Genomic DNA, 25,650 nt, shown 5'->3' with positions numbered 1-25,650 from the left:
AATTCAATGCTGTTATAACTTTTACTGATCCCGAAAGCTTGGCAGCGAAGCCGATTGAAAATACATGCAAAAATTAAAGTAGTGAATTCTCACATTTTAAGGGGAGATGCCAACAGGCAGAGGGGTGTTTATGTTTACAATTAAACGATTGTCTGGGAAAGTGGATATTTGTGTATAAAGAGTAGCTAAAGTAGAAAGGGAGATTCCTCTGATTGCACATTTTGAGCTCCCTCGCCTTCAGGAGAGGGCTGGGGAGAGGTGTTTAAAAGAGAAAAGGCAGAAGAGAGGTGTTTTTAACAAGCACTGATGAAAAGCCGAAATGGACGGGATCCTCCCCTGCGATAGCTATCGGGGCAGGATGACCATAAGTGCAGTATTTCCATTTGGTCTAAACTATTTATGAGGAATTAACAGCATAAACAAAAACAAAGAAATTGAATTCTTTGGGCTATTTTAATGGATGCACTTTTAATTGTTTGCATTTGGTTTTACTAAGGGTTTATCCAAAAAACTCCCTCACCTTCAGGAGAGGGTTGGGGTGAGGTGTTTAATAGAGGAAAGGCAGGGGTGAGGTGTTTAACAAATACGGTATAAAACTCAGGCCTGCGGCACTTCTGCCACAGGCCGTTTGTTCATTGCCCGTTCTTAGTTTCCATTTCCACCTGAAGCACATTGGTTTCACCGTAACGGTGCACCAATTCCATGCTAATGGTTTTATAGGTTACGGCTTTAATTTGAATTTGATAGGTGCCCGGGTTCAGTTTATCAATTCGGAATCCTCCTTTTTTACTGGTACACAAATGGTCAATTCCCGCTTCAGGAATCAGGATGTGTGCCTGAAGAACCGCTAGTTTGCTTTCCTTATCGATAATGCTTCCGGATACAGCCGTTTTTCGATGGCCAACTTTCACCATATTTGTAGCTTCCAGATAACTTTGATAAAATTCAGGATCGGAATTGGCAAAGAGAGATTGCATCACATTGTCCAGTCTGGTTTTGTTGATGTTGAGAATTTCTGCCCCCACATCTTTCAGTTCCTGATTCGAAATTTTTGTATTGCTCTTTACTTCTCTCGGCCTTGGAGCCAGATCGATATAGCTAGAACGCAGCACCTTAATATCTGCCAATTCTTCTGTACTCACAGCTGTTTCGGCCAGTTGATCGCCCAAGTTGTCACCAAATCTGCAGGTAAAGTCCAGTTTGCTGATGAATTTTTCATCGGACAGGCTCAGGTAAAACGAAACACTGCCCTTTAAATTGGGAAGATCTTCCAGTTTGTTGCTTTTCAGGCAATAATTGTAGAAAAGAAGATTAATGCGGTTGAGATAATTGGCTGCCAATGCCTTCGTGTTGCGTTTGGTGATGGTGGTACCACTGTAATTCGTTTGGGTAAGCTCCCACAGAACATCGAACCGATCCATTTTATCGATCTGCAGATCAATGATTTCTTTCACAACAGGGACTGCATCCAGTTTACCTTGATTATCACTTATAAAACCTCGAAATGTTCTTTGCATTTCTTTTTGAGTTTCTAATAATTTTTGCATGATTTTTTGTTTTAAATGTTAGAAAACAGGAACAGGACTCCGGGCACTTGAGCGAAGTACAGCTCAAAAATGAAACAGGGCTTGATTCAATGAAAAAACAAAGTCAATCCAGAACTTCACCAGGTGATCAAATGAAAATACAATGTGATTCCCGGATTTCACCAAGTGATTCCTGAACTTCATCAACTGATCAAATGAAAAAACAAAGTGCTTTTTGAACTTCATCAGGTGATCAAATGAAAATACAATGTGGTTCCTGAACTTTACCAGGTGATTCTTAAACTTCATCAACTGATCAAATGAAAACACAAAGCTGTTCTTAAACTTCATCAGGTCATCAAATGATGCCGGAATATGCTTTTGTTTATTCACTGATCAGAAATGGAGCTACAAGGAAGCATTATTCCTTGCGGGAGATTCATCCTTGTCCGGAACACTTCCGTTCCTGTAATCTAACAATGATTTATAAAGAATTTTTAACTGAAAATAAATGAAACGAAGCTGTTTTAATTGTTGAAAAAATAGTTTTGAGTGTTTAATGATAAAGACAATTGCTGAAAGTAAGTCATTTGCAGAAAAAGCTTCGTGCAGATGATGCGGGTTGATTTGCACAAATTAGTTGGCAAATAACCCAGAGAATAATTGGGTCTTGTATCGGGAGACATCCGATTGAGTCCTGATTTTCCATGCTGATCAGGAGACGCTGGTTGTCCGGATTTATACCGGAAAGCTTTTCTTTCGATACGGCATCACATTCAAATTGATATTTTTCTTTGACATATCAATCTGCAAACAAAGAATTAAAACAGCTGTAACATAATTGTAAAATAAATGTAAATAAAATTATTTATATAATCCCGTCCAATGTTTAATAAAAAACCAAAACAAATGTGAATAATCGTTAAAAATCACTTATTTGTCAGGATAATTGATCTGTTCATCCATTGTTGGTGTGGTCGAAAGTCGAAAGTCTTGAAGGGTCAAAAAGTCGAAAGTCCAAAAGTCCAAAAGTCTTGAAAGGTCTTGAAAATCTTGAAAAGTCTAAAAGTCCAAAAGTCTTGAAAAGTCGAAATATTCATTATTTTGTTTTTTATGGATGTAAGGCTGATTTGTCTGAGTCTGAAGGACTCAAATATGAATAGCCCTGGGTAAATGAGCGAAGCGAATGTCACCCTGGGATAAGAATGGGACATTACAAATTGGCGCAGGTGAATAGGTTTCTTTAAAAAGAGCATCATCTTCTGCGCTGCAGGAACCAATAGTCTAAAAAAGAGAATCTTGAATTTCGACATGTTTAGTTTAGTCCATGGTATAAATAGAGATGGATTTGTTTTGCCACTTGGCTTTAGCCAGTGGATTCAAAGTCGAAATATTCATTATTTTGTTTTTTATGGATATAAGGCTGATTTGTCTGAGTCGTAAGGACTCAAATATGAATAGCCCGGGGTAAATGAGCGAAGCGAATGTCACCCTGGGCTAAGAATGGGACATTACAAATTGGCGCAGGTGAATAGGTTTCTTTAAAAAGAGCATCTTCTTCTGCGCTGCAGGAATCAATAGTCTAAAAAAGAAAAATCGTGAATTCCGACATGTTTAGCCCATGGTATAAATAAAGATGGATTTGTTTTGCCACTTGGCTTCAGCCAGTGGATTAAAAATAGAAAGACAAAAGTCTTGAAGAGTCTTGAAAGATGTAAAAGTCCCCTTTAGGGGATTTAGGGGTAGTAAAAGCATAAATACAAAAGCTCCAAAAGAAATAATCTTTTGGAGCTTTTTGCATGTCGTGGATTCTTAGATGCAAAAATCCAATACTTTAGCGGCATTTTCCTGATCTCCTTTTTCCAAAAGGCGGGTTGCTATTTTAATCAGTTGGTTTTCTTCCATGCCATTTTTAATCGCATCGGCGATTTCCTTTGGTAAATTGTCCATTGGTAAAAAATTTGTAGTAGTGTATAATTTCGCTGTAAAATTAAACAAAAAATTGAAAAACCAAGCTGTCAAACTTGTCAAGTTAATTTGTTTGTCTTTATTTCACGAGCTTTGAATATGAATTTGGCTTCGTTCGTGGAATGAGAGAGGAGTCGAAGATTCCATATTTATTCTAATGATTCTCCCATTTTAAGGGAGATGCCGACAGGCAGAGGGGTGTTTGAAGGTGAAAGGTCTGGAAAGGTCTTGAAAAGTCTAAAAGTCTTGAACAGTCGAAATATTCATTATTTTGTTTTTTATCGATGTAAGGCTGATTTGTCTGAGCTTAAAGAGATGGTGAATTCATTGCCACTTGGCTTTAGCCAGTGAATTAACAGTTGAAAGGGACAAAAGTCTGGAAGTGTCTTTAAAAAGTAAACCTTCTTCTGTGCCACAAGATCCAATAGTCAAAAAAGGTATTTGTTTTGACCATTCAACCTTTCCAGACTTTTAGACTTTCTACATTTAGAATGTTCGATGATCCAATCTAATAAACAAGCATTCAAAAAAAAACAGTTTTTAGGTTTCTATGTAAAGAATTATGTGTTATATTTATGCGTTAATATTGTGAGGGTATGTGAATGTTAAATATTCTGATTCTTACATTTTCTGTTTCAATGACTACTGACTACTTATATAATTTGCCGGAAATGAAGAAATACCAGATTTTAATCGTTGATGATATACCAGATAACATTAAAGTATTACAATCCATTCTTTCCGACGACTCCTACGAAATTAGTTACGCATTAAATGGCAAAGATGCCATAATGCTGTGTGTTGCAAAAAGTTTTGATTTGATTTTGCTGGACATCATGATGCCTGAGATGGATGGTTATGAGGTTTGTGAGTATTTTAAATCAAAAGAAAAAACAAAAGATATACCTGTAATTTTCCTTACTGCCAGAGTTGATGAAGAATCCATAATTAAAGGTTTTGAAGCAGGGGCTCAGGATTATGTCACTAAACCATTCAACCCTCAGGAATTAGTTGCCAGAGTGAATACGCATCTTGATTTAAAAAGTAAAAATCAGAAGCTGAAAATGATGAATCTGGAATTGGAGGAGAGGGTTGCTGCCCGAACCATGGAGTTGGTTGAGTCAAACCAAAGTCTTGAGCATGCAAACCATCAGCTTTCAACTCTCGAGGATGCTAAAAACGATTTTCTGTCACTCATGTCAACAGAACTGAGAGAGCCGCTAAATGGTATTGTGGGGTTTGCTGAAATGTTGGAATTTTCCATTAAAAATAAAACCAATTTAAAATATGTGCGTTACATTATTCAGGCTTGTGAAAAACTGACTGGTGTTTCGGATATGGCCTTACTTCTTTCCGCTTTGCGTTTCGATCGTTACGAAATGAAAATTTTGGGAATTTCTGTTTACGAGGTGGTCAAAGACAGCATCGAAAAATTGAAACCATTGATCGCTGAACGAAAGATTAAAGTAAAGGTAGAGATCCCTAAGAATTATATTATTCGTGGTGATGAGAAATTGTTTGGCATCAGCATGGAGAAAGTTATTGAAAATGCTGTTACCAATGCACCTTCGCGTTCCGAAGTTTTGGTTGGCGCTTCGTTGGAAGGTCAAAGTGTCAAGGTTTTTGTTCAGGATTTAGGAGTGCAATTTACTCCATCCGAAGTGAATTACACATTCCACTTTTTTGAACTAAACAAAGAAGACCGAAGACAGGATTTTAAACGTTTTACCGCTGGTTTGGTAGTTGTGAAATTGGTTATGGATTTGCACAAGGCCATTGTTGATGTGGAGAATCTTAGCGAAGGCGGTGTTCGGGTTTCATTTCAGCTTCCGGTGTACTGATTTGAAAGTCTGGAAAAGTATCGAAGAGTCTGGAAGGGTCTTGAAAAGTCGAAATGTCAAACAGTTTTGAACAGTCCGAAGGTCGAAAGGTTAAAATAGTATGGAAGTGGCTTATGATTGACTGATTAGGATTTTAAGCTGTTAATTGAATTCTGAATACTACCTGATATCAGCCTGCAGTCTTTCCGTAAATTTTCAGCTGTATAATTATTAAGATAATGGAGATCTTCGGCTAGATAAAGCATACTTCGAACCTCACCGCATGATGCTTTCGAAATGTCCAAAAAACGTCTGAATTCAGTGTCTGAATATCTTTCAAAACCTTCGGCAATATTATTCATGATAGAAACTGAAGCTCGTTGAATTTGGTCTTTGAATCCAAAATCTTTAATCCCATTCATTTCTTTGTATATCTCATTAATCAATTTCCGGGCATTTTGCCAAATCACCAGTTCTTCAAATTTTTTAATTGTACTCATATAATTATTTCGTATTTTTTTACTCTTTTAAACTTCTGGATTTTTCCAGCCTCTTGGACTATTCTGACTTTTCAAGACCCTTCCAGACTCTTCAAGACTTTTTCGACCTTAAGACTTTGTAATCTTTTTTAGTACCAAACTTGCTTTATCAGCTTTTGCGAGTTTTTTCCTAAATGACCGAAACTCTTCGTAGCGGGATGCATTGAATGTGTTTTTGTTTTTGCGGAAAATTCGTGTGTAGTAAACTTTATTGCCAACCAATTCAGCATTGCTTTGATAGTATCCGAAGTCCGATTCGATAATTTTTCCCTCAGGAAGGCTTTCTATTTTGTAACCTTCCGGCAGGATAAAACAGATGCTGTCTTTATCTTCAGTTGATCTGATATAGCGAATATCGGTGAGCCTGTTTTCCAATTTGGGAGGAATGTAAGTAATTCTGTTGATTTTATTTAAAGGGATGAATAAACGATCCCCTGTTTGCGAAGCATAGTTTCTTACATCAAGGGTTACACTTAAAACTGACGATGGAATTTGTTTTTTATCTTCCTGAAAATGATAATCATTAATTGTAAAATCGGGTAGGTTGATGTGTTCTTCGTAAAGGAATTTCTTTTGATCGCCCACACTGCTTCTATGGTAAAGAGTTTCAATGTTTTCATATTGAATTCCAGTGAAAATAGTTGATATTTCAGCATGGGTGTCCCCATTTTTCAATAGGGTAAAAGTACCGCTTTGAATCTGCTGGTTTTGTTCTATGGTATATATAGGAGTATGGCATAGTTCTCCGCCATCATCATTTACACACAATACATCGCGGTCGTCGGTAAAGGTTCCCAGATAGCCATAAGGCATCTTCTGACTTGTGCATTCGAGCCAAATGGTGTCCTTCTGCAGCGGAACCCGTAAAATAACATGATTAAAATAGCTGTGCACAAAATCTGTGTACTGCAAATTATTGCTTTTCCCTGCTTTCACTAAAGTGTAATTGGATGGAATATGAACGACATTAAGCAGGGATTTCATATAGTTCGACAATGCTTTGCAATCACCGTAACCTTTTTCTGAAACCATTTCGGCCGGAAAACTTTGCCAGCCACCTATTCCCAATTGTATGCCAACATAACGTGTTTTCGATTGCATGTATTCATACAATATTTTTACTTTTTCAATATCTGTCTGGCAGTTTTTGGTAAGTTCTATAATATGAGCCTGTTCTTCTTCAGGAATCTGATCGCGTCCTTGATTTAAAACAGCTGACCATTTCCCCAAACTATTCCAGCTTTCTAAACTGCCTGGGTAATTATCCATTTCAAAATCGAGAGGAGCCAAAAGAATTTGAGGTGATTGTGAGAGTACGCCGGTAGAGTAGGCTTCACTTTTTAAGGCAGGTAAACTATCGATACCCCATTGGTAGATATTTTGATCATTTATTGTTGTAGTACTGATTGAATCTTTAAAATTAATGCATTTGTATCGTAATTTTTCCTCCGAAGGAATAATGACTTTCATGATGGATTTTTCCACACCTACAAGATAACCGGGATAAGCTTTCCAGCTTGGATAAACAAAAAGACCTTTGTAGTCTGATACCGATTCGTATTCAATAGTATATGGATATTGCTTTTGAACAGGTTCGTAAATTTTGAAACGCGAATCTCCTATTAACTCACCTGCAGAACTATAGCTGTAATCTTTAATTTCTGATTCCTTTACTTTTTTAATCACTAAGCCAAGCGAATTATAGATGGTGATTTTAAACTCTCTAAAGTTTCAAATTTGCTGTATCCAAATGGAATTGATGCGTATGCTTCTCCCTTTTTATTTAGAATTGTAATCACCATTTTTTGTGTCAGACTGGAGCTTTTTCTTGAGTGTACTGTAAATTCGGCTTCATCCAAACGAACTACGGCATTGGCATTTTTTTTAAGTTCGGCAGGGATGGTAAATGCAGGATATTTAAATGTTTCTTTTTTTGCAAAGACAGGTGTAAGAAGTAAAAAGTAAGCAATTAGACTTAGTAGTGTGATTCGTTTCATATGATTATAATTTTAAGTTTTTGCCATATGGTCCCGAAAGCTTTCGGGATTACCATGCTGGAATAATCATCCCCCTGTGTGTTAGAATATCTATGGCATGAACGTTTCATTTTGTTCGTTTTTGATCTAAGATGTGTGGCAGGCTGTAAATTTTCAATCTCAATTGTACTTAGTCAAGTAAATTTTTGTACAGCTCATCTAATATAGTAAACGAACATAAAAGAATGAATCTAAATCTCCGCATGCTTGGTTTTATCAACTTAAATTGAACAGGTAATTTAAATTGTATCGGCAGTAATTAATGAGAAAACCTTTTCTTTTACGAGGCTAAGAGTGATCTGCTCCGACTAAGAAAAGGTTTTGCTTTGTGGTTTCCCCGCTAATATTAGTAAGGAAATTTCATCATAAAAAGAGAATTTCGTTTTATAAATCTGCCAGTATTTCGTTTAAATATGCATTAAGCGTTCGCAAACTGGCGAAGCATTCTAAAATCTCATCAGAAAATTGCTCTGATAACACGATTCGATCCGGCACCATTTTCCCTACCGCATAATTCTTGAAATTTAGCAGGTCGATGTATTCAAAATCTTTAGGATAACCACGTGGAGCAGTTTTTAGTTTTTCACCGTACATTTCAGGAAAATGAGATGAGAATTCTTTATTCGTGATTATTTCTTTAAATTCCAGTGGGTTGTGAAATATTTCTTCACGAATGGCTTTAAGAACATTTGGTGCAGGCATGTAGCAGCCGCCACCCAAAAAGCTTCCTTCGGGTTCAATATGGATGTAATAACCTCCGTATTTGCTTTTTCGGCCATTTTTTGACAGAAAAGCTCCAAAATGTGTTTTGTAGGGTTGTTTGTTTTCAGAAAACCGAACATCCCGGAATATTCTAAAAATGCAGTCTTTGGCATTTAGTCCTGATAGATCCGGATCAATAACTTTGATTTGTTCGATACTTAGTTCAACGAAAAGTTCAAAATCCTTTTTGGCCTTATCGTATTTTTTCTTATTCGCATGAAACCAATCCCTGTTGTTATTCTCTCTTAGTTCGAGTAAAAACTCGTAAATACTATTGCTTAGCATGTTGTAATGTTAAAAGGTAATTACTTTATAGTCTTTTTGAAGGTATTCGCTTAGTGGTTCACCCATGAATTTGACATCAATATTTAATTTTTCAAGTTGAGGAGAAACATCATACATATCAGCGCAGGCTTTGCATGCAAAAATGGATATTCCTTCTTGCTGCATATTTTCAATGTATTCTTGAAGCTCTGCATTTTCACATAACAGTTTTGAGGATGGTCCCCAAACAATAAGGTTAATCTCTTCCCACCAGCCCATTTTTTTTAGCATTGTAGGTGTACATAAATACCATTTTAAGGGTCACATCCCGGTCTCCGCTTGTCCAGACGACTGCTAATTTTTGTTTTCTGTTATGGTTCATATCTTGTTCATGAGTATTGGTGATTTGACAATAAGAATCCGTTGAATTGAAACAGATTTCCTGAAAGCGGAAAATGTTGCGGCAAGAATATTTCTTATGGAAAAATACTTTTAATTAATAAATGAATATCAGGTTTTTAGCCAAGAAATTTGTATTTTTTATAAAAAGGATGAAATCAGTCAAGTAAAAAAAAGAGCCTTACGTCCTTAAATAAAAATTACTTATCAAAAAAAAGAAACTTAATATTGACTAAGTCCGTTATAAAGATGAATATTGCAGGTAATTTAAAATAAAAAGAGCGAATGTGGAAATTACTACGAATAATAATTCTCTTATTTCTGATGATTCCTGTTATTTCCTGGATCTGTTGGAAGTTTAAAGATAAAGTACAAATGAACCTGTTAGTTGTTGATAAAACAGTTCCAAACGGCAATTATTCTGAGCATCTGTCTTTTTTTTGGGTTGCCAATCAAAAGCGCTGGGTAAAATCGAATGGAAAGGAATATAACTTTGCGGAGGATTTTTACGGCTTTCATCCCGGAGATGATGGCAGGTATGTAATAAAGGATCTGCGCATTTTTGAAAAACAGGGGTTGTCTGCACTTGCTGATTCTTTGGATCTCGCTTTTTTTGCCGATACATATGGAATTTATAATTCCAACTGGAAAGATCATCCGGATTATGGAAAGGATACAATATCCTTATTTTATGGCGGATTACAACCGGCAGAGTTCAACCTGATAAGAGAGATGAAGAGAAAAGGCAAAACGATCATTGCAGAGTTTAATTTTATTGCAGCACCTACTTCGGAATTGGTTAGAAATCAAACAGAACAATTGCTGGGACTAAAATGGAGTGGTTGGGTTGGTAAATATTATCATACTTTGGATACAGTGCTTGATCCGGAAATTCCTCACTGGTTGCCGGATTTGTATAAAAAGAATTATAAGAAGGAGTATGATTTTAAAAATGCCGGAATCGTTTTGGTTGATAATAAAGAGAGAATTGTTATTCTGGATGCTAAAAAACATTTAAACAGACATTTTCCCATTTTGGAAAGTGAATTGAGTACACAATTGCAATATAATGTACCTGAATCGATATATTATCCATTTTGGTTTGACATCAATTCAACCGATTCACGCAATCATGTTTTGGCGTGGTTTAATTTAGATGTGAATGAAGAAGGAAAGGCTTTGTTGGATCAGTTTAATTTGCCAAAAAAGTTTCCGGCAATTTTGGAACACGATCAGGATTATCGGTTTATTTATTTTGCCTGTGATTTTTCAAATAACGAAATGGGAATTTATTCTTCCTACTTTAATGGAATTAATAGATTGAGTGGTGCATTTTACAATGCGAATCAGGTTAAAGATAGAAGAATGTTTTTCTGGAAGTATTATCGACCGTTCATGGGGACTGTAATGGATAGTGTATCAGTAAGAAAGGGCCGAAAGGTGATGTATGTGGATTAAACTTAAACTAATTTGATATTGTCAAGTATAAATTGGACATTAGTGCTTTGTTTTTCTTTAATTGATTATTTTAAATAAACATAAACAATGTATTTTGGATGGTGAAATTTTTATCTCTCTTAACACTTTTATTATTTTGCATGATTGGGCAAGGTTTTGCTCAGGAAACTTCTGTGCCTAAGAAAAATAGTTTGGATGAATTTAATCGGGCGAGAGAATTGGCTTTTGCAGGGAATCGTGAAGAAGCCAGAAGTATCTGTTATGAAATTTTGAATCAAAATCCAAAGTTTTTTGATGCGAGAATACTGATTGGGAGAACTTATGGCTGGGATAAAAATTTTCAACCGGGAAGAGCGGAGTTGCAACTGGTTCTGGATGAGGATTTTGATAACAGTGATGCCATTTTTGCTATGATTGATATAGAAAAATGGGCAGGAGATCCTAATAAGGCAATTTTTTATTGTGAGTATGGTTTGTCGTTTTTTCCTAACGAAGAGGCCTTTTTAGTTCAGAAAGTTAAGTTACTGCAGGATGTTGGTGAGGAAAGTAAATCGTTACTTGTTCTTGATGAATTGTTAGAGTTGAATCCTGGCAGTGAAGCGGGATTGGCTCTGCTGAAAAAATATAGATCATCCAAAATGGTTTATAAAGCGATTTATCAGCATGATTATGAGTATTTCAAAGAGCCTTACAATAGAAAGTGGCATTTAAGTTCGTTTCAGTTGGCTCGACGCAATAGTTGGGGTACTGTTATAGGGAAGATAAATTTGGGTGATTTAATTTCTGATGGTGAAAGTTTTTGGTCCAAGGGGGTGGCGAAACAATTTGAAATAGATGCCTATCCGCGGGTGACTAAAATGAGTTATGCTTATTTAAATTATGGATATTCTCCCGATAATTTGTTTCCTAAACATCGTGCAGGAGCTGAGTTGTATCATAAGTTACCAGAGGAATTTGGTGTGTCTGCAGGCATGCGGTTTCTTCAGTTTAATTCTGATGCAGGGAATAAGAATATTTTCATTTACACAGCTTCGCTGGAAAAATATTACAGGAAATACTGGTTTTCTTTTCGAACATACCTGACCCCTGAAAATGGTAATGTCTCACAAGTGTATTGGTTGGAAGTAAGAAGGTATTTAAGAGATTCGAAGAATTATATAGGTCTTGAATTAGCCACAGGTGTTTCGCCAGATGAACCCAGAGGGAATTTTTCGTCACCGGATGTCTACAAATACAAAAGTAGAAAATTAAGATTGTCTTATCAGGACCGATTAGGAACCGATCGTTTGCTTTATCTCCTGAAATTTGGTTATGAACGGGAAGAGTATCGGGTTAATGAAAAGAGGAAAGCATTTTCTTTCTTGGTGAAGTTATCTTATCAATTTTAAATCTTAGGAATAGATTATTCCAGTTAATAATTCATTAAAATGTATACCAACAAAAAGTTCGGGACAAATATTCATTCAGCGATTGGGAATGTGGAGAATTTTGGAGCTTATGTTTCTGGACAGGGATCATTTATTGCGTAACAAATAGAGGCTGTGAAAAAAGAATTGGAAATTAAGAAGGAGAGCAAGAAGTAGGATGCAGATAAAGTTTATATATATAATTTTAATTGAGCTGTTAGAATATGCTGGTCATGTTCAGGGGGTATTACTCGTGTTTGTTGATTTTTTAAAGACATTTATAGAGAAAACTCAGTCAATTGTAAATTATGCATTTGAACGGCTGCCATACAATGCACTGAATGGATTGATCATTTACATGATCATTGTTTTCTTTGTTGTATTGGTTTTTCTTCTTCCATCAATTCTTTTTTCTAAATTATACCTTTCTTATCTAAAGAGGAAAACAGAATTGCTGCATCGAAAGTATTCTAAAATCATTGTTCGGTTTTTGATCGATGATTTGTCGGAGAAAGAATTGTCAGATTTAAAAAATGTCAAGTCTAAATTTCATAGAAAGATATTGACAGCGGTTTTAATTTCAATTGATACGGCAGAGAGTAAGCTGGTAAGCAGTGAAATTAGAAAGTTGTATCTGGATATGAAATTAAATGAGGATTCTGTAAGAAAGCTTCGTAAGGGATGGCACCATAAAATTAGAGGGATTCGTGAACTCAGTCACATGAGAGTGAAGAGTGAGAACAAAAACATTATGGAGTTTCTTAAAAGACCAAATGAAATTCTTCGTATTGAATCTCAGATGGGATTAATTAAGTTGCTGCCTTTTGTACCCTTTGCTTTTCTGGATTCTCAGGAAAAACCATTCACCGTTTGGGAGCAGATTAATGTTTTCGATTTAATTCGCAAAAAGAGAATTGAAATACCAGAATTTCATTTGTGGCTTGATCACTGGAATGACTCTGTGGTAATGTTTTGTTTGGACATGATACGCGTTTTAAAACAAAGGGAAGCAGCTCCAAAAGTGATGGAGTTACTATATCATGACAATGATTTGGTGAAAGGAAAGGCTATTAAAACTCTGGTTGATTTGGAGAGTGAGGAGGCTGTTGTTAAATTGAAAAAGCTTTTTTTATTGGAGGAGCTTCCTAATCAGATTAATATCATAAGATCGATTGGTCAGTTGCGTTTGGAGAGTGAGATGAATTTCCTTATTGAAAATATCAACAATGAAGAGTTTAAGATTAGAATGGAATGCTGTAAGTCTCTGGCACTTGTTGGTGTGCCCGGTATTGTGAAGCTGCAATCACTTTCCGAAAACGGGGATGAAGAATTGAAGAGGATAATCAGTCATGTTTTAGATCCAAGAATATGAATTACGATGAGTTTATAAGATTTATAAGTTATTTTTTGGATGGGATTTTTATCTCCTATGCATTTCTTTTGATCTTTAGTTATACTACGCTGAGTATTATTTCCGGAGTTGCTTTGAATTATTATTTGAAGAAGAATAGCTTTGTAGATTACAATGTAATTCTTGATTCTCCTTTGGTTCCTTCTGTTTCGGTGCTTGTGCCGGCATTTAATGAGTCCAAAACCATTGTGGATAATGTTGAGTCTATTTATACGATTCATTATAATAATTTTGATGTTATCGTTATTAATGATGGGAGTACGGATTCGACATTTGAGGATTTGCAAACTGCATTTAAATTAGAGAAGGTTGATTTTGCAGTTAATATGGAGATTCCAACTAAAGAGGTGAGAGGAGTGTACAAATCGATTCTTTCTACCTATTCCAATTTAGTGGTTATCGACAAAGAAAACGGAGGGAAAGCAGATGCCTTGAATGCAGGAATTAATGTATCAGATAAAGCTTTATTTATGGCGATTGATGCTGATTCTATTTTGGAGCCGGATGCCGTTTTGAAATTAGTTAAGCCATTCCTGGAAAGAACCGACAGAAGGGTAATTGCTGCCGGGGGCGTTGTGCGGATAGCCAACTCATGTTTGGTTGAAAACGGACGAATAACCAATGTGAAAGTTCCTCGGAATATTTTAGCCAGAATGCAGGTTTTAGAATATACACGTTCATTTCTAATGGGCAGAATGGCTTGGGCTCAGCTCGATGGACTGATTATTATTTCAGGTGCAATGGGAATGTTCGACAGGGAAGTGGTGGTTCAAAGTGGTGGTTATGCACATTCTATTGGTGAGGATATGGAATTGGTTGTTCGAATTCGACGATACATGTCCGAGAATCGCGAGAAGTATAAGATCGAATATGTTCCTGATCCTTTGTGCTGGACAGAAGCTCCTGTAAGTTTGAAGGTGTTTGGCAGACAGAGGAGTAGGTGGACCCGTGGTACGATTGAAACACTGACTGATCATTCAAAAATATTTCTTTCACCACAATATGGTGCAATGGGTTTGTTGGGTTATCCTTTCTGGTTTTTATTTGAGTGGTTAGCACCTCTGGTAGAAGTGGTGGGTATAATCTATATGATTGTGTTGTTTTTTACAGATAATTTAAGTGTGAGCTTTATACTGGTTACATCTTTGTTTGTATATACTTTTGCGGTGTTTTTTTCTACGTGGGCAATTTTGTACGAGGAATTAACTTTTCATCGTTACGAACGAAAAATGGACGTTTTCCGCTTGTGGATTGCGGCCTTGTTAGAGCCATTTATTCTTCATCCAATAAGTTTATTTTTCGCAGTTAAAGGAAATATAGAATATTTAATGGGAAACAGAAGTTGGGGTAAAATGGAGCGAAAAGGATTTCTTCACCAAAAGGAAAAAATTAAAAAAAATAGATTCAAGTCCTAAATTATACCAATTTAATTTCAAAATAGACTTTAATTAAAATGAATTAATTTTTAGCTGTGTCGAGGCAAAAAAGTAAAGCACAGCCATGTTACGATGCATCTTTTTTAACGAAGATATAGCTGAAAAGAAACATTTTATAAGGCATGTTTTGATATTAATTTGGTATTAGTTTGTGTTTTCTACTTTCAAGGCTAATTTTTTGTCATCTTCTTTTTTTTGTTGATAGGGATGTAAAATTCGAATTTTGAGCCAATTCCGACATTGGATTCGAAAAATATTTCACCACCTAAAAGTTCGATTAAGCCTTTCGAAATAGGTAGGCCGAGGCCGGCACCACCAAATTGACGGGTGTAGGTGTTTTCTACCTGACCGAAACGTTCAAAAATTATATCCTGTTTTTCCTTGGGGATGCCAATCCCGCTGTCTTCAACAGTGATGTAAAGCAAGGATTTTTCAATTCTTGATGATATGGCTATTGTTCCCTTTTCGGTAAATTTTAAAGCATTGTTTATTAAGTTGATGAGTATCTGATTGATTTTTTCATAGTCAGAACTTATTTGATCATGTTCAACGGAGACTGTATTGTTGAAACGAATTTCCAAATGATCTTTTTTGTATCTGTTTTTATCAACAGAAAAAAAAAGCTGCAGATTATCGAATAATTGTTGAATCGAAAAAGCAGAAGAATTTATTTTAAGTTGATTTACTTCCAGATAGGAAATATCAATAATGTTGTCGATAATCACTAAAAGCTGTTTCCCGTTTTGTGTTAGTATATCAATGTATCTTTCTTTTTTTTCCTGACTTAGATCCTCTTTTAGCAGTAGTTGACTAAATCCTAAAATTCCATTCATAGGAGTTCGTATTTCATGACTCATATTGGCTAGAAATGCAGATTTTAAACGGTCGCTTTCTTCTGCATGTTTTAATGCCAGGGTTAATTTGTTCTCTGCTTCCTTTATTGCTGAAATATCGACAATAAAAGCTAAAAATTCCTGATTGATTAATTGAACAGCACTGATGTATACCGGAATGTTTTTGCCGGATGTTGTATGAATGAATATTTCGCCTTGAGTTTTTCCTTTGTTTAAAAGCTGATTGAAGAGTTTTTTATTTTGTTGAAGATGTGTGGGAGCAAAAAAATCAGTAATACAAATATCATCTAATTTGGATTCAGAAATTTCCATAAGGTCTTTAAACGCCTGATTAGCAAAATTCACCTTTGTGTTTGAATTGAAAATAACCAAACCGTTTGGAGATTCTTCAATATAAGTTCTGAGTTTATTTTCGCTGGAGATTAAATCATTTTCAGTTTTTAATCTTTCTGTTATATCATTTATCAGCCAAATTTCCTTGTTGTCAAACTTGTAGGCATGAAATTCAATATGCCTGCGATCACCATTTTTACATATTATGCTTGAGATCGATGCATTCTTAAAGTTGTTGATTTTATTTTCCAAATACAATTGAATATTTTCTCCCCTGTTCTTTGGATAAAGGGTTGAAAACCATGAGTTGATATCTGGCAGTTCGGAATTGGTATAACCGGTAATTTCAAATGCTTTTTTATTGGAGAACAAACTTTCATCTTCTTCTACTAAAATAGCTCCTGAGGGCAGATTTTCAATCATCTCTCGAAATCTCTTTTCAGATTGTTTTAGTGCAGCTACAGTTTTTATTCTTTCTGATATTTCATTTTGCAATTCGATGTTTTTTTGGCGTAGGTTTAATGTTTGTTTCGAAACGGCTTTTTGCAATTGTTTGTTAAAGAAATACAGATAATAAGATATGGCAATTACGATAGCACTAAGTGATATAGCAATTCCCAGTACCCATTTTAGCCATGCAGGAGTGTTGTATGTTTCTTGTTGGTATATAAAACCGTTTAAGTCGTAGTTTTTTGAGATCATTCCCATCTTAGAGCATGTTTCGGCAATGTTTTCCCATCTGCCGGGGTTGATATGACCAATCTCAACATACTCATTCAGAATTAGCTTTTGAATTTCATTTGCTTCAAATTCTAAATGCTCCCGGGTTTTATTTACTGAATATTTTTCAAGAATTAAATCGATAATTTCATCTTGATTCTTTAGCGCGTATTCCCAGCCTTTTTTGCTTGCCTCTAGAAATGCCTTAACTCTTTTTGGGTGATTTTTGATTTCTTTTTCGCTTGTGAACAGGCAGTCACCATAAAAATCGATACCGTAGGTTTTGGGTGATATTATAGTGTATGGAATGTTTTTTTCCTCCAGATAAAAGGCCTCGTTGGTAGAGTACGCATTTAATGCATCAGTTTTTCCATCAATCAAATCATTAATATCGTAGGTTGTGCTAATCCGGTTGATGTTATTTATTTGAATCCCTTCCTTATAAAAAATGGCCATTAGTTCCGGGTCTCTGTATTCATCCAACAACATTATTCTTTTGTTGATAAGATCATGCGCCGTATGAATGTTTGATTCTTTCAGGCAGATAAATATGGAAGGAGAGCTTTGGAATATGGAGGCTAATAAAACTATTGGTTTGTTGTTAAGTCGTTCTATTAGTAAATCATTAGCAGCGATGCCGTAATCAGCCTCATCGTTTAATACCTTACTTATTGAGTTTATTGTACCCCCTTCAATTAATTCAACTGTTAATCCTGCATCTTCATAAAATCCTTTGTGAAGAGCGGCATAATAGCCTGCAAATTGAAATTGATGAAAGTATTTAAGTTGTAGGGTGATTTTTTTGTTTTCGGGAGATTTACTGAGAGGTAAACTAAAAGAGTATAAATGTGATAAAAGTAAAAGAAAGATAAAAAAACACCTTGAAAAAGCACTTTTGATATGTTCAGTTACTTTTGCGTTCATATTGTCCTAAAGTTGAATCATTACCAAATAAAGTTACATCTATCAGTTCAAGGAAAAAATTTTTAGACTATATAATTTTAGAGTTGAGGCCAATGTAATTGAAGGAAACCCCAAAAGTCAGACACAACAATTGGGGTTTCATTCGTTCTGGCTGGGTTTATCGTTTATTTTCGAGCCCAGTTTACTGATTCTGTTTTTAGTTGGGCTTCAATAGATGCCATATTATTTGTATTCTGATCAAAAGTTACAGTCTGACCATCAGGTTTGTAGATGTGAATCAGATTCGCTTCAACATTTAAATCAACAAGTTTCTGAAGTTCTTTATTGCCATCTTTTAAACTCCATGAGTTATTCTCAGGATTGAAGATTAATTCTGCTGTATCACCTTTGTTGTCACCTTGAAGTTGTTCTATATGAAATTTATTTTGCGTGGCTGTGATACGGTATTTATTACCGTCTTTTTTTACAATTTGAACATCTTTATCATTTTCGCCCATTGTAACAGGATTATCTCCGGTCCAAAATTCAATGGTATTTAGTACAACGCCGTCAACAAAAACAGCAACTTCGTAAACAGGAATTACAATAAAAGCAAAAAATACCAGTGCATTAATGAATTTGTCACCTACAGTACCATTCCATTCGTGCAAATTTTTTGTCAGGCGGAATGGTCCGTAACAACCGGATTGTCCAATGCTTAGCACTAGAAAAAAACAGGCTAATAAAAATACATTTACTTTCTTCATTTGATTTAATTTTATTTGGTTAAAAACTTGTGATTATTCATTCTAATCTAACGCTGAATTTTACATGAAATTACAAAGTATCTTGCAATAAAACATGGCTAAGCAAAAAAAAAATGGCAAGGAACAAATTGTACCTTACCATTTATGAGAAACAAGTTTATGAGAAACAAGTTTATGAGAAAGTGTTAGTGATATGCTTTTTCTCCATGTTCGTAGATGTCAAGACCTTCTTCTTCGATACGGGCAGATACTCTTAGTCCAATAGTTACTTTTAGTACTTTAAAAATAATATATGCTGTTCCCAGGGCCCATGCTGCAACAGCAACAACACCTAAAACCTGAACTCCCAGTAAACTGAAACCACCTCCGTAGAATACACCGCCTTCTTTGGCGAAAAATCCTACTAATATTGTTCCCAGGGCACCATTAATTCCGTGTACGGTTACAGCGCCTACCGGATCGTCAATTCGTAAAACTTTGTCAATAAATTCAACTCCAAATACAAGTGCTGTACCAGCAATTAAACCAATAATAATAGCAGATTCAGGTGATACAATATCACAACCGGCAGTAATTGCTACCAAGCCGGCTAATGAGCCGTTCAGACTCAATGAAAGAGTAGGACGTTTATAGCGAATCCAGCTAATTAGCAGTGCGGCTAATGTACCTGCAGCTGCAGATAGGTTGGTTGTCAGGAATATATGAGATATTGCTACAGTATTTGCTGTTCCGTTAGCAGCTAATTGAGAGCCGGCATTAAAACCGAACCACCCAAACCAAAGAATAAATACACCAAGTGCTGCAAAGGTAAGGTTGTGACCGGGAATTGCATTGACTTTACCATTATATTTTCCTATTCTGGGGCCAATTATAGCTGCTCCTACAAGTCCCATCCATGCTCCGACGGAGTGAACAACAGTTGATCCGGCAAAATCGTGAAAGCCAAGTTCGCTTAGCCATCCACCACCCCAAATCCAGTGTCCTGATATTGGGTAAACAATAGCTGTAGTTACAATACTAAAAAGTATATAGGCTTTAAATTCGGTTCGTTCAGCTACGGCGCCGGATACAATGGTAGCTGCTGTTGCTGCAAAAACGGTTTGGAACATTAAAAATGATAGGTCAATATCTGGTCTGACATCTTCCATAAAAGGCAGTTTTCCAATCAATCCTCCTATATCTGTTCCAAACATCAGGGCGTATCCAATTAGGAAAAATGCAATGGATCCAACAGCAAAATCAACAAGATTTTTCATTAGGATATTGGCTGTGTTTTTTGATCTTGTAAAACCAGCTTCAGCCATGGCAAATCCTGGTTGCATAAACATAACAAGTGCTGTTGCTATTAAAACCCAAACAATATCAATTGAGTGTCCCGTTTCGGTAACGGCTGCTTGTAAAGTATTTAAAGTAAGTGTTTCTTCCATGATAGGTAATTTAAATAGTGAAAAATGTTTGTTGATTACTCTTCGTCGTATAAGGAACGATCACCCGAATCTCCTGTTCGAATCCGGTAAGCATCCTCAACATTGTAAACGAAAATTCTACCGTCTCCAATTTCTCCTGTGAAAGCATTTTCACGAATGCTTACAATACAGTTATCAACATATTTATCCCGCACAATGAAAGAAATTAATGTTCTTTCAATGCTGCTGGTGTCATAGATTACACCTCGATAAACTCTCTCTTCTACTGATTTTCCAACACCTCTTACATCCCAGAATGACAAATAATCAATTCCGATATTGTGCAGGCCTTTTTTTACTTCTTCAAATTTTGTTTTGCGAATAATTGCTTCGATCTTTTTCATGAGCTAATTGTTTTAATAGTTTCTCAAATCATACTCTTTCATTTTTGGCTAATTGAAACACCGAGATTCCCCGGATTAAGGAATCTCGGGTTTCGGGTTTAGACCAAGCGTAAATTCGACCGTTGTCGAAAATTTGAAGAAAGGGATTGCTCTTTTTTATCTTCGGAATGCAATGTGGCTTTGTTTCGAAGAGCTAAATAATGTTTTTGCATGTGGTAAAAATTTAGGTTTTCTATAATAGTTAGTAAAAATGGTTTATTTCAATCAGACTATTTGTAATGTGGGGGTGTCGGTTTGTAAAATGTGGTTTTTTTTAATGTGACCCCTATATTTAATAGTTTGATTTTGTAAAAGTATTAAAAAAATCAAAACTACAACAGAAAAACAGGGGGTAATTTATAAAAAATGATGTTTTTAGTATTTATAACGATTACGATAAGGGGTATAAGGAAGAAAAATTGTTTTTTTTTGAGATGACCCCCATATAAGGTTTGGTTTTGTATCGTAAAATGTCATGTAATTTATCACATGCAGCCTAAATCAGGTGTTGTTAATTTAAGTTTATATTATTGTAATTCTTTGAGTCTGAATTTGGATGCTTAAAATATTTTACTAATCTTTGTGGCATATCAAAAAAGAAAAAATGAAATTTACTGCAATTCATCATCATCATCATTATACTTACCAACCGGTGAGCTGAGGATGTTATGCAGTATTTCTAAAGATATTTTAACTAACATTTAAACGCCCGCTGGTAACAGTCGGGCGTTTTTTTATGCCTGAAACAGATACCGTAAGGCACCAAAAATTTTAACCATGGGAGAAAAATTAACAATTGCAGTACAGAAATCAGGAAGACTGCAGGAAGATTCATTGCGGATTTTGAAAGAGTGTGGTATTTCCATCGATAATGGAAAAGATCAGTTAAAAGCAAATGCCTCCAACTTTCCGCTCGAAGTTTTATACCTAAGAAATTCTGATATTCCTCAGTATGTTCAGGATGGGGTTGCGGATATTGCTATCGTAGGAGAGAATGTAATTATCGAAAAACAAAAGGAACTTGAGGTTCTGCAGAAACTGGGATTTTCGAAATGTCGGTTGGCAATGGCTTTACCGAAAGATGTGGAGTATACCGGATTGGAATATTTTAACGGAAAAAAAATAGCCACTTCCTATCCAAATTCCTTGCAGCAGTTTTTAGATGCCAATAACTTAGATTGTGAAATTCACGTAATTTCCGGTTCTGTTGAAATTGCGCCTAATATTGGTTTAGCCGATGGAATCTGCGATTTGGTGAGTTCCGGCAGTACATTGTTCAAGAATGGACTGGTTGAGGTGGAAGAGGTTTTGGTTTCGGAGGCCTGTTTGGTTGCGAATAAAAATATCAGCAATCTGAAGAGTGCAATATTGGAACGATTACTGTTTCGGATGAGATCGGTTTTAGCCGCAAAAAACAACAAATATATTTTGCTGAATGCTCCTAATGATAAAGTGGAGGATATCATTAAGGTGCTGCCTGGAATGAAAAGCCCGACTGTATTGCCTTTAGCACAGGAAGGATGGAGTTCTATTCACTCTGTTATAAACGAGAATGATTTTTGGGGAGTCATTGATCAGTTAAAATTGAATGGTGCAGAAGGAATATTGATTATTCCAATTCAGAAAATGGTGTTGTAAGTTTAATTCCTACGAAAATGCAAGTAATAAAGTACCCGGCGAAAGAATCTTGGAATAGTGTATTAACCCGTCCTATCTTTAATGTGGATGAGTTAGAGGATGCCGTAAATCTGGTTTTTGGAGAAATAAAACGGGATGGCGATAAAGCATTGTTTAAATATACCCTGCAGTATGATGGCGTAAATATTAATAAAACGGAAGTTAGCCGAGCTGATATCGATGCATCGGAGAGTATGCTCGATGATGAATTAAAACAAGCTTTGGTAATTGCAGCAAAGAATATCCGGACATTTCATGAGGCTCAATTTCAGGATTCTGAGGTGATTGAGACAAGTGAAGGAGTTCGTTGCTGGAGGAAATCAACAGCAATCGAAAAGGTTGGTTTGTATGTGCCGGGTGGAAGCGCTCCTTTGTTTTCAACGGTGTTAATGTTAGGCATTCCTGCAAAATTGGCTGGTTGTGGAGAGGTTGTTCTTTGTACACCTCCAGGGAAGAATGGAAAAATTAATCCGGCCATTCTATATGCCTGCAAGTTGGTTGGAATCGATCGGGTTTTTCAGGTTGGCGGCATTCAGGCAATTGGAGGAATGGCATATGGAACCGAATCGATACCAAAAGTTCATAAAATATTCGGACCGGGAAATCAGTATGTGACTGCGGCCAAACAGCGGGCAAATAGAATAGGAGTGGCAATTGATATGCCGGCGGGACCTTCGGAGGTAATGATTTTGGCTGATGAAACAGCAGAACCGGAATTTGTTGCCGCAGATTTATTGTCTCAGGCAGAGCATGGTGCTGATAGTCAGGTGGTATTAGTGACTTGGGCTGAGCAGCTGATAGAAGGAGTTGAACAAGAACTTGAAAAACAATTGCAGGCTCTTTCGAGAAGAGATGTTGCAGCCAAAGCATTGGAGAACTCGAAAATTGTTTTGGTGAAATCAAAGGAAGAAGCTCTTGAATTAAGCAATTCGTATGCGCCGGAACATCTTATTGTATCAGTAAAAGATGAAGATTTGTTGATTGATGGAATCAAAAATGCCGGATCTGTTTTTTTAGGAAATTATACTCCCGAAAGTGCAGGCGATTATGCATCTGGAACCAATCACACCTTACCTACAAACGGAGCCGCAAAGGCGTATTCCGGTGTGAGTCTTGACTCTTTTATGAAGAGTATCAGTTTCCAAAAAATAAGTGAGAAGGGCTTGCTGAATCTGGGGCCTGTAATTGAAATCATGGCGAAAGCCGAACAATTGGATGCTCACAGTAATGCAGTAACGGTTCGTTTGAATAAGATAAAATTAAATTCATGATGGGAGCAAAAATAAAATCAAGCATAGACTTGAATAAATTGGTTCGGGAGAATGTGAAAAGACTGGTGCCGTATTCTTCTGCAAGAGATGAATTTTCAGGAAAGGGATCTGTCTTTTTGGATGCCAACGAAAATCCGTATGAAAATGGAGTAAATCGCTATCCGGATCCTATGCAAAGAACATTAAAATCACGTTTGGGAGAGTTGAAAGCTGTGAATCCTGAAAATATGATTCTTGGAAATGGCAGTGATGAGGTTATTGATCTTTTGTTTAGAGCATTTTGTGAGCCGAATATCGATAATGTAATTATTTGTACGCCAACCTATGGGATGTATGAAGTTGCAGCAGGAATCAATGCGATTGAGAATCGTGAAGTGCCGCTTGATAAGGATTTTCAGCCGGAAGTAAATGTTGTTCTTTCAGTTGCCGATCAGAATTCGAAAATGTTATTTCTATGTTCGCCGAATAATCCAACAGCTAATTTGTTGGATGAGAGTAAGGTTGTTGAATTGCTTGAGAGTTTTCCAGGGCTTGTAATTGTTGATGAAGCGTATATCGATTTTTCTCCGGGTAAAAGTTTGTCGGACAGGTTGGAGAGTTATCCTAATTTAGTGATACTGCAAACATTGTCAAAAGCATGGGGAATGGCAGGAATTCGTTTGGGTATTGGTTTGGCTTCCAAGGAAATCATCAATGTCTTGAATAGAATAAAGCCGCCTTATAACGTGAATTGCCTGACTCAGACCAAAGCTCTTGAATTATTGGAAACTGTTAATTTGTATGAAGAGCAAGTGAAGAATATCATCACAGAAAGAGAAGGTTTGATCACATTTTTGAATGGTTTGCCTTTTGTTGAGAAAGTATATCCTACTGATGCTAATTTTATTTTGATTCGTGTGAATGATGCAAGAGGCTTATATGATTATTTGCTTACCGATGAAATCATTATTCGGGACCGGTCAAAAATTCAAAGTCTGGGAAACTGTGTTCGCATTAGTATTGGTACAAGTGAGGAAAATGCGATTTTGAAAAATACATTAACAAAATTTGAATTGAAATCATGAAGGATACAACTACAAAAAAGAAAGTTCTGTTTATTGATAGAGATGGAACATTGATTCTGGAGCCTCCTGTTGATTATCAGGTGGATAGTCTGGAGAAATTGGAGTATTATCCTGGTGTTTTTAATGGACTGGCGAAAATTGTAAAGCAACTTGATTTTGAACTGGTGATGGTTACCAATCAGGATGGTTTGGGAACCGGTTCATATCCTGAGGATACCTTTTGGCCGGCTCAGAATAAAATGATGCAGGCATTTTCCAGTGAAGGAATTGAATTCGCAGATGTATGCATTGATAAAACTTTTCCTCATGAAAATGCACCAACAAGAAAACCCGGTACCGCTTTGTTGACAAAGTATTTTTCGGAAGAGTATGATTTGGAAAATTCGTTTGTGATTGGTGATCGTTGGACTGATGTTGAATTGGCTAAGAATTTGAATGCAAAAGCAATTTTTATTTCATCAAGTGGAAATATTGGTGATGATGAGTTGTCGGAATCGAAACAGGAATTGGAAGCTTGTATCGAATTGCGCACAGAATCGTGGGAGAAAATATATGAGTTTTTGCGCTTAAGTGAACGAACCGCAACGATTGAAAGGAATACGAACGAAACACAAATCAAAATTGTTTTGGATCTGGATGGTGAAGGAAAAGGCTCGTTTAATACAGGAATCGGATTTTTTGATCACATGCTCGATCAGATTGCCAAACACTCCGGAGTTAATTTGAGCGTTAGCGTAAAAGGTGATTTGGAAGTTGATGAACATCACACCATAGAAGATACTGCAATTGCTTTGGGAGAAGCATTTAAGTTAGCTCTTGGCAATAAATTGGGATTGGATCGTTATGGTTTTTGTTTGCCGATGGATGACTGTTTGGCGCAGGTTGCTATTGATTTTGGAGGTAGAAACTGGTTGGTTTGGGAAGCTGAATTCAATCGCGAAATGATTGGAGGAATGCCAACAGAGATGTTTTTCCACTTTTTTAAGTCATTCTCCGATGGAGCTTCATGCAATCTGAACATCAAGGCCGAAGGACAAAATGAGCATCATAAAATAGAAGGTATTTTTAAAGCTTTGGCCAGGGCCATCCGCATGGCGATTAGAAGAGACGCAAATTGTTTGCAATTGCCATCTACGAAGGGGAAGCTTTAAAAGTTTAAATAAATGTGTAAGGGAAGTGATTTATCT

General features: G+C 36.2%; 20 protein-coding genes. 9 read left to right on the top strand and 11 right to left on the bottom strand.

Going from position 1 to position 25,650, the window contains the following annotated elements:
- Positions 1–632: 632 nt before the first annotated feature.
- Together ACY0M5_RS16210 and ACY0M5_RS16205 are read right to left on the bottom strand one after the other, a co-directional pair.
- A complete protein-coding gene (locus tag ACY0M5_RS16210; RefSeq protein ID WP_461629846.1) occupies positions 633–1,547 on the bottom strand; it encodes a carboxypeptidase-like regulatory domain-containing protein in 915 nt (304 codons plus the stop codon).
- A gap of 1,791 nt (positions 1,548–3,338) precedes the next feature.
- A complete protein-coding gene (locus ACY0M5_RS16205) occupies positions 3,339–3,476 on the bottom strand; it encodes a hypothetical protein (RefSeq protein ID WP_154675814.1) in 138 nt (45 codons plus the stop codon).
- A 689-nt stretch (positions 3,477–4,165) separates the two neighbouring features.
- Between ACY0M5_RS16205 and ACY0M5_RS16200 the strand changes: the two genes are divergently transcribed.
- Positions 4,166–5,335, top strand: a complete 1,170-nt coding sequence (locus ACY0M5_RS16200; RefSeq protein WP_160463523.1) for a hybrid sensor histidine kinase/response regulator — start codon at positions 4,166–4,168, stop codon at positions 5,333–5,335.
- A 125-nt stretch (positions 5,336–5,460) separates the two neighbouring features.
- On the opposite strand, the gene ACY0M5_RS16195 is transcribed toward ACY0M5_RS16200, so the two are convergent.
- The 5 genes from ACY0M5_RS16195 to ACY0M5_RS16175 all read right to left on the bottom strand — a co-directional run bounded on the left by ACY0M5_RS16195 (position 5,461) and on the right by ACY0M5_RS16175 (position 9,206).
- Positions 5,461–5,814 carry a four helix bundle protein gene (locus tag ACY0M5_RS16195; protein WP_461629845.1) on the bottom strand — a complete coding sequence of 118 codons (354 nt, stop codon included), beginning with the start codon at positions 5,812–5,814 and terminating at the stop codon, positions 5,461–5,463.
- A 108-nt stretch (positions 5,815–5,922) separates the two neighbouring features.
- The gene (locus ACY0M5_RS16190) at positions 5,923–7,539 is read right to left on the bottom strand and encodes a DUF3857 domain-containing protein (protein ID WP_461629844.1); all 1,617 of its coding nucleotides are present in this window, start codon (positions 7,537–7,539) and stop codon (positions 5,923–5,925) included.
- A complete protein-coding gene (locus ACY0M5_RS16185) occupies positions 7,539–7,850 on the bottom strand; it encodes a hypothetical protein (protein ID WP_461629843.1) in 312 nt (103 codons plus the stop codon). The genes ACY0M5_RS16190 and ACY0M5_RS16185 overlap by 1 nt, the downstream gene beginning before the upstream one ends.
- A gap of 423 nt (positions 7,851–8,273) precedes the next feature.
- Positions 8,274–8,936: a DUF2461 domain-containing protein gene (locus tag ACY0M5_RS16180; protein WP_124994331.1), complete on the bottom strand. Its 663-nt coding sequence runs from the start codon at positions 8,934–8,936 to the stop codon at positions 8,274–8,276.
- Between the two features lie 9 nt (positions 8,937–8,945).
- A complete protein-coding gene (locus tag ACY0M5_RS16175; protein WP_461629842.1) occupies positions 8,946–9,206 on the bottom strand; it encodes a DsrE family protein in 261 nt (86 codons plus the stop codon).
- 393 nt (positions 9,207–9,599) lie between these two features.
- Here ACY0M5_RS16175 and ACY0M5_RS16170 point away from each other — a divergent pair, with 393 nt between their 5' ends.
- The 4 genes from ACY0M5_RS16170 to ACY0M5_RS16155 all read left to right on the top strand — a co-directional run bounded on the left by ACY0M5_RS16170 (position 9,600) and on the right by ACY0M5_RS16155 (position 15,004).
- A complete protein-coding gene (locus ACY0M5_RS16170; protein WP_461629841.1) occupies positions 9,600–10,772 on the top strand; it encodes a hypothetical protein in 1,173 nt (390 codons plus the stop codon).
- 98 nt (positions 10,773–10,870) lie between these two features.
- Positions 10,871–12,160 carry a YaiO family outer membrane beta-barrel protein gene (locus ACY0M5_RS16165; protein ID WP_461629840.1) on the top strand — a complete coding sequence of 430 codons (1,290 nt, stop codon included), beginning with the start codon at positions 10,871–10,873 and terminating at the stop codon, positions 12,158–12,160.
- Positions 12,161–12,356: 196 nt separating this feature from the next.
- Positions 12,357–13,550, top strand: coding sequence for a HEAT repeat domain-containing protein (locus ACY0M5_RS16160; protein WP_461629839.1), 1,194 nt, complete (start codon positions 12,357–12,359; stop codon positions 13,548–13,550).
- Positions 13,547–15,004: a glycosyltransferase family 2 protein gene (locus ACY0M5_RS16155; RefSeq protein WP_156196564.1), complete on the top strand. Its 1,458-nt coding sequence runs from the start codon at positions 13,547–13,549 to the stop codon at positions 15,002–15,004. Before ACY0M5_RS16160 ends, ACY0M5_RS16155 begins: the two co-directional genes overlap by 4 nt.
- A 191-nt stretch (positions 15,005–15,195) precedes the next feature.
- On the opposite strand, the gene ACY0M5_RS16150 is transcribed toward ACY0M5_RS16155, so the two are convergent.
- From ACY0M5_RS16150 to ACY0M5_RS16135, 4 genes are all read right to left on the bottom strand, one after another.
- Complete coding sequence (locus ACY0M5_RS16150; RefSeq protein WP_461629838.1) at positions 15,196–17,856, bottom strand: ABC transporter substrate-binding protein; 2,661 nt, start codon at positions 17,854–17,856, stop codon at positions 15,196–15,198.
- Positions 17,857–18,020: 164 nt separating this feature from the next.
- The gene (locus tag ACY0M5_RS16145; protein ID WP_461629837.1) at positions 18,021–18,602 is read right to left on the bottom strand and encodes a DUF3332 domain-containing protein; all 582 of its coding nucleotides are present in this window, start codon (positions 18,600–18,602) and stop codon (positions 18,021–18,023) included.
- Between the two features lie 185 nt (positions 18,603–18,787).
- Positions 18,788–20,029 (bottom strand): ammonium transporter, encoded by a 1,242-nt coding sequence (locus tag ACY0M5_RS16140; RefSeq protein ID WP_461629836.1) that lies wholly within the window; start codon positions 20,027–20,029, stop codon positions 18,788–18,790.
- A gap of 35 nt (positions 20,030–20,064) precedes the next feature.
- Positions 20,065–20,412 carry a P-II family nitrogen regulator gene (locus ACY0M5_RS16135; protein ID WP_101308369.1) on the bottom strand — a complete coding sequence of 116 codons (348 nt, stop codon included), beginning with the start codon at positions 20,410–20,412 and terminating at the stop codon, positions 20,065–20,067.
- Between the two features lie 816 nt (positions 20,413–21,228).
- Between ACY0M5_RS16135 and hisG the strand changes: the two genes are divergently transcribed.
- Genes hisG through hisB form a run of 4 tightly spaced genes read left to right on the top strand, consistent with a single transcriptional unit; the run spans position 21,229 to position 25,614 of the window.
- Positions 21,229–22,089 carry an ATP phosphoribosyltransferase gene (hisG, locus tag ACY0M5_RS16130; RefSeq protein WP_124994322.1) on the top strand — a complete coding sequence of 287 codons (861 nt, stop codon included), beginning with the start codon at positions 21,229–21,231 and terminating at the stop codon, positions 22,087–22,089.
- A gap of 17 nt (positions 22,090–22,106) precedes the next feature.
- A complete protein-coding gene (hisD, locus tag ACY0M5_RS16125) occupies positions 22,107–23,399 on the top strand; it encodes a histidinol dehydrogenase (protein WP_461629835.1) in 1,293 nt (430 codons plus the stop codon).
- Positions 23,396–24,463 (top strand): histidinol-phosphate transaminase, encoded by a 1,068-nt coding sequence (gene hisC, locus ACY0M5_RS16120; protein WP_461629834.1) that lies wholly within the window; start codon positions 23,396–23,398, stop codon positions 24,461–24,463. Before hisD ends, hisC begins: the two co-directional genes overlap by 4 nt.
- Entirely contained in the window at positions 24,460–25,614 is a 1,155-nt protein-coding gene (gene hisB, locus ACY0M5_RS16115; RefSeq protein ID WP_461629833.1) for a bifunctional histidinol-phosphatase/imidazoleglycerol-phosphate dehydratase HisB, read from the top strand. The genes hisC and hisB overlap by 4 nt, the downstream gene beginning before the upstream one ends.
- Positions 25,615–25,650: the final 36 nt, after the last annotated feature.

This window comes from Labilibaculum euxinicum (assembly GCF_963678175.1).
GTDB lineage: Bacteria > Bacteroidota > Bacteroidia > Bacteroidales > Marinifilaceae > Labilibaculum > Labilibaculum euxinus.
This window is presented reverse-complemented; position numbering and strand designations above follow the sequence as displayed.